Below are 3,782 nucleotides of genomic sequence, written 5' to 3' on the forward strand. Positions count from 1 at the left end.
GGCGGGGTGATCTTGTTGGAGGTTGCAGCAGGCCGATCAGACCTATGCCTTCGGCGTGTGGCTCGGGATCGGCGTCGACACCTACAGCTCCTAGGAACAACGGAGCTCCTGGCCGGGCCCCCGGGCGCTGGAGTCCAGTGCCCGGAACTGGCGTTATGCCTCCATCGGTTGATCGTCGCAGTATGCTGCCTGCCCGGCGCGCTCCCTATGATGGAATCATGGCCCGCCCAGCACGACCAGAACGCAAGGCAGAGCTGCTGGCTGCCATTCTGGACTACCTCATGGACAAGACCCTCGCGGACCTCACCTTCCGGAGCCTGGCCGAGGGCTTGGGGGTCAGCAGTTACGTGCTTGTGTACCATTTTGGCCACCGCGAGGAGCTGGTGAACGAGATCATCCGCACCATCGAATCGCGGCTGGACAGCATCCGGGCCACGGATGTGAAGGATATCGACCGGTACGCGTGGCGGGCATTCCTGCTGGAATCGTGGCGTTGGACCATGGCGCAACGCAACCGCCACTTGGCCCGGCTTGAGTTCGAGGCCACGGCGCAGGACATCGTGGCCGCGTCACCCCGGGGAACGGCGCAGGAGCATTTCAGGATGCTGCGTGAGAAAGCCCGTGACTGGCTTATGCTCCAGGGCATCCGGCAAGAATTCGCCGACACTGACGCCCGCCTCTTCACTGCCGCCTTCTATGGGCTGCAGTTCGACTTCGTGGTGAACAACCAGCCCGAGGAAGCCAGCGAGGCTTTCGACCTGATGCTGATGGTCTTCTTCAACAACCTGGACCGGCGCCTCGCCGCCGACGGCCAGCACCTCTGACCCGGTACAACTGCCCGCATGCTTGACACGCACGACTGACCGGCACAACCTGGGCCGCTCCCGGTCAGGGGGCGGCATGGCGGCCGATCCAGTCGACCAGGGGCCTCAGCTCCTCCCAACGCCGGGCCACTTCAGCTGGCGCCCCGGGGGTCGCGAGCCAACCGGGTTGGCCCACGTTGACACCTGCGGTCAGGGACTTGTGCTTGAGGAGCTCCGCCCGCGGATGGTCCTTGTCGAAGCCGTGGGGGACAGTTTTGAGGGTGTCGCCTTCCACAGCGAAGCCGGCAGCCTCGATGTCGTCAACGATCGCCTGCAGGGCCTCGCCGCTGGCCGGCGCATCGACCGCATTGCGAAAACGCGTCAGCTGGGCAGGCGTATGGGTGTGGCAGCCGCCTCCAATGAGGAGGCCGTCGGCGCTGAGCTGGATGTAGAACCCCATACCTTCGGCAGTTGAGGCAAGCGCGCCCTGGGCGGTTTTGTAGGGAGACTTGTCCAGCGAGAACCGGATGTCCCTGTTCGGCCGGAAGAGCTTGGCCGCACCGAAGGACGGTTCCAGCTCGGCAAGCAGCAAAGTCAGCGGCCCTTTCACCGCCGAGTCATAGGTTGCCTTGTGTTCCAGCCACCACTCGCGGTTGTTGTTGTGTTCAAGGTCTGCATAGAACCGGAAGGCGGCATCCGGGATGCCTTCAAACGGGATGCCTTCAAATGTGTCCATACAGGGATCGTAGGGACACCGCCTGCGTCCTGGCGAGCGGGTTCGGCAGCCATGTGGAAAAGCGTAAAAAACTCCCCGCCACGAGGATCCGTAGCGGGGAGTTTCAGCAAAGCGGGAAAGCGCGGGCAAGCCCGGGAAAACGATCAGATCTTGTTGGCGGCCTCAGCGTCCGACTCGACCTGGCCTGCGCCCAGGTTGGCCCGCAGCTTGGCGCCGAGTTCGGCGTCGACGTTGGTCCAGTACTGGATGGCGCGTTCCTTGATGGTGGCGTTCTTCACGCCGCCCACGGCACCGGTGATGGTGTCCAGGAAGCGGGCCTTGGCTGCCTCGTCAAAGACGTCGCGGTACAGTGTGCCGGCCTGGCCGAAGTCGCTGTCCTCGGAGTGCAGGGTCGCTGCGGTGCGGACCAGGGCGCCGTCGAACTCCCAGGAACCTTCACCGGCGCGGGCCGGGTCGGCCACGGGGCCGCCGAAGGAGTTCGGGGCGTAGACCGGGGCCGTCGCCGGCTTGTAGCCGTGGCGCAGCGAGCCGTCCTGCGAGTAGTTGTTCACCGGCGAGACCGGGCGGTTGACCGGCAGCTCGTTGAAGTTGGTGCCGACGCGGTAGCGGTGTGCATCCGGGTAGGAGAACACGCGTGCCATCAGCATCTTGTCCGGCGAGATGTCGTGCCCCGGAACGACGTTCGCGGGAGACAGGGCGATCTGCTCGATCTCGGCGAAGAAGTTCTCCGGGTTGCGGTTCAGCTCGAAGCGGCCAACCTCGACCAGCGGGTAGTCCGCGTGCGGCCAGACCTTGGTCAGGTCGAACGGGTTGAAACGGTAGGTCTTGGCGTCCTCGTACGGCATGACCTGGACGTGCAGGTCCCAGCTGGGAAAGTTGCCCTCGGCGATGGCCTCGTACAGGTCGCGGCGGTAGTAGTCGGCGTCGGCGCCGGCAAGCTGCTCAGCCTGTTCGTTCGTGATGTTGTGCTCGCCCTGGTTGGAGCGGAAGTGGTACTTGACCCAGAAGCGTTCGCCTTCGGCGTTCGTCCACAGGTAGGTGTGGGATGAGAAGCCGTGCATCTCGCGCCAGGAGCGGGGCAGGCCGCGGTCGCCCATGAGGTAGGTGACCTGGTGGGCGGACTCGGGGGAGAGCGTCCAGAAGTCCCACTGCATGTCGGCGTCACGCAGGCCGGAGCCCGGCAGGCGCTTCTGCGAGTGGATGAAGTCCGGGAACTTAATGCCGTCCTTGATGAAGAACACGGGGGTGTTGTTGCCCACGATGTCCAGGTTGCCCTCAGGGGTGTAGAAACGTGTCGCGAAGCCGCGGACGTCGCGCCAGGTGTCGGGGGAGCCCTGCTCGCCGGCCACGGAGGAGAATCGGATGGCCGTGCCAACCTGGGCGCCCGGCTGGAAGGCAGCCACGCGGGTGTAACGGGACACGTCGCCGGTCACCGTGAAGGTACCGAAGGCGCCGCCACCCTTGGCGTGCACAATGCGCTCCGGGATCCGCTCGCGGTTGAACTGAGCGAGCTTCTCGACCAGGTAGCGGTCGTGCAGCGCGGTAGCCCCGTCGGCACCGGCGGTCAGCGAGTGCTCGTCGGACGCGACGGGGGCGCCGGTCTGGGTCGTGGTCGCGGTGTGCGGGATGGGCGCGGAAAGGTTCGCAGTCATCATTCTCCTTTGTTGATTACTTGCTCTTCAGATGTGGCGGGAAGTTGTTGGGTGCGCTGGCAGTCCTGGCAGATGCCCTGGTACAGCACATCGGCGATCTGGATGGTCATCGGCTTGGAGTTCCCACCCCAGTGCGGAGTGAGGCAGGGGGCGTGGCCGACGGCGCATTCGACGTCCTCCACCCGGCCGCAGCTGATGCAGACGGCGTGATGGTGGTTGTCGCCCACCCGCGTCTCATAGAGGGCGGGGGAGTGCGGGGGCTCGAAGCGGCGCAGCATCTGCAGGTCGGTCAGGTCGCCCAGGACCACGTAGACGGACTGGGCGGTCAGCTCGGGAAGACTCTGGCGGGCGGCGGCGAGGATGTGCTCGGCGGGGGAATGCGGGTGATGCTCGACGGCGGTGAGCACGGCCAGCCGCTGTTTGGTCACCCGCCGGCCGTGGGCACGCAGGGCAGCGGCCCATGCTTCGTGGGTGCCCGTCGAATCCGTCATGCGACCATTCAAGCACCTATTATGATTCGATCATAATAAGGGCGGGCATGTTACGCGCGCTCACGTCACCCTGCGCGTGCCACTCACCGGGATCGCCGGG

4 protein-coding genes are annotated in these 3,782 nt (G+C 65.5%); 1 reads left to right on the forward strand and 3 read right to left on the reverse strand.

The window, feature by feature from the left end; genetic code table 11:
* Positions 1-218: 218 nt before the first annotated feature.
* Positions 219-824, forward strand: a complete 606-nt coding sequence (locus K789_RS0116370) for a TetR/AcrR family transcriptional regulator (RefSeq protein ID WP_024367700.1) — start codon at positions 219-221, stop codon at positions 822-824.
* A 64-nt stretch (positions 825-888) separates the two neighbouring features.
* Here the strand turns inward: K789_RS0116370 and K789_RS0116375 are convergent, their stop codons facing one another.
* From K789_RS0116375 to K789_RS0116385, 3 genes are all read right to left on the reverse strand, one after another.
* Complete coding sequence (locus tag K789_RS0116375; protein ID WP_024367701.1) at positions 889-1,539, reverse strand: DUF2461 domain-containing protein; 651 nt, start codon at positions 1,537-1,539, stop codon at positions 889-891.
* 143 nt (positions 1,540-1,682) lie between these two features.
* Positions 1,683-3,191 carry a catalase gene (locus K789_RS0116380; RefSeq protein ID WP_024367702.1) on the reverse strand — a complete coding sequence of 503 codons (1,509 nt, stop codon included), beginning with the start codon at positions 3,189-3,191 and terminating at the stop codon, positions 1,683-1,685.
* On the reverse strand, positions 3,191-3,682 hold the full coding sequence (locus K789_RS0116385; protein ID WP_024367703.1) for a Fur family transcriptional regulator: 492 nt from the start codon (positions 3,680-3,682) through the stop codon (positions 3,191-3,193). Before K789_RS0116385 ends, K789_RS0116380 begins: the two co-directional genes overlap by 1 nt.
* Positions 3,683-3,782 lie beyond the last annotated feature (100 nt).

The sequence above is a fragment of the Arthrobacter sp. TB 26 genome (genome assembly GCF_000427315.1).
Classification (GTDB): domain Bacteria; phylum Actinomycetota; class Actinomycetes; order Actinomycetales; family Micrococcaceae; genus Arthrobacter.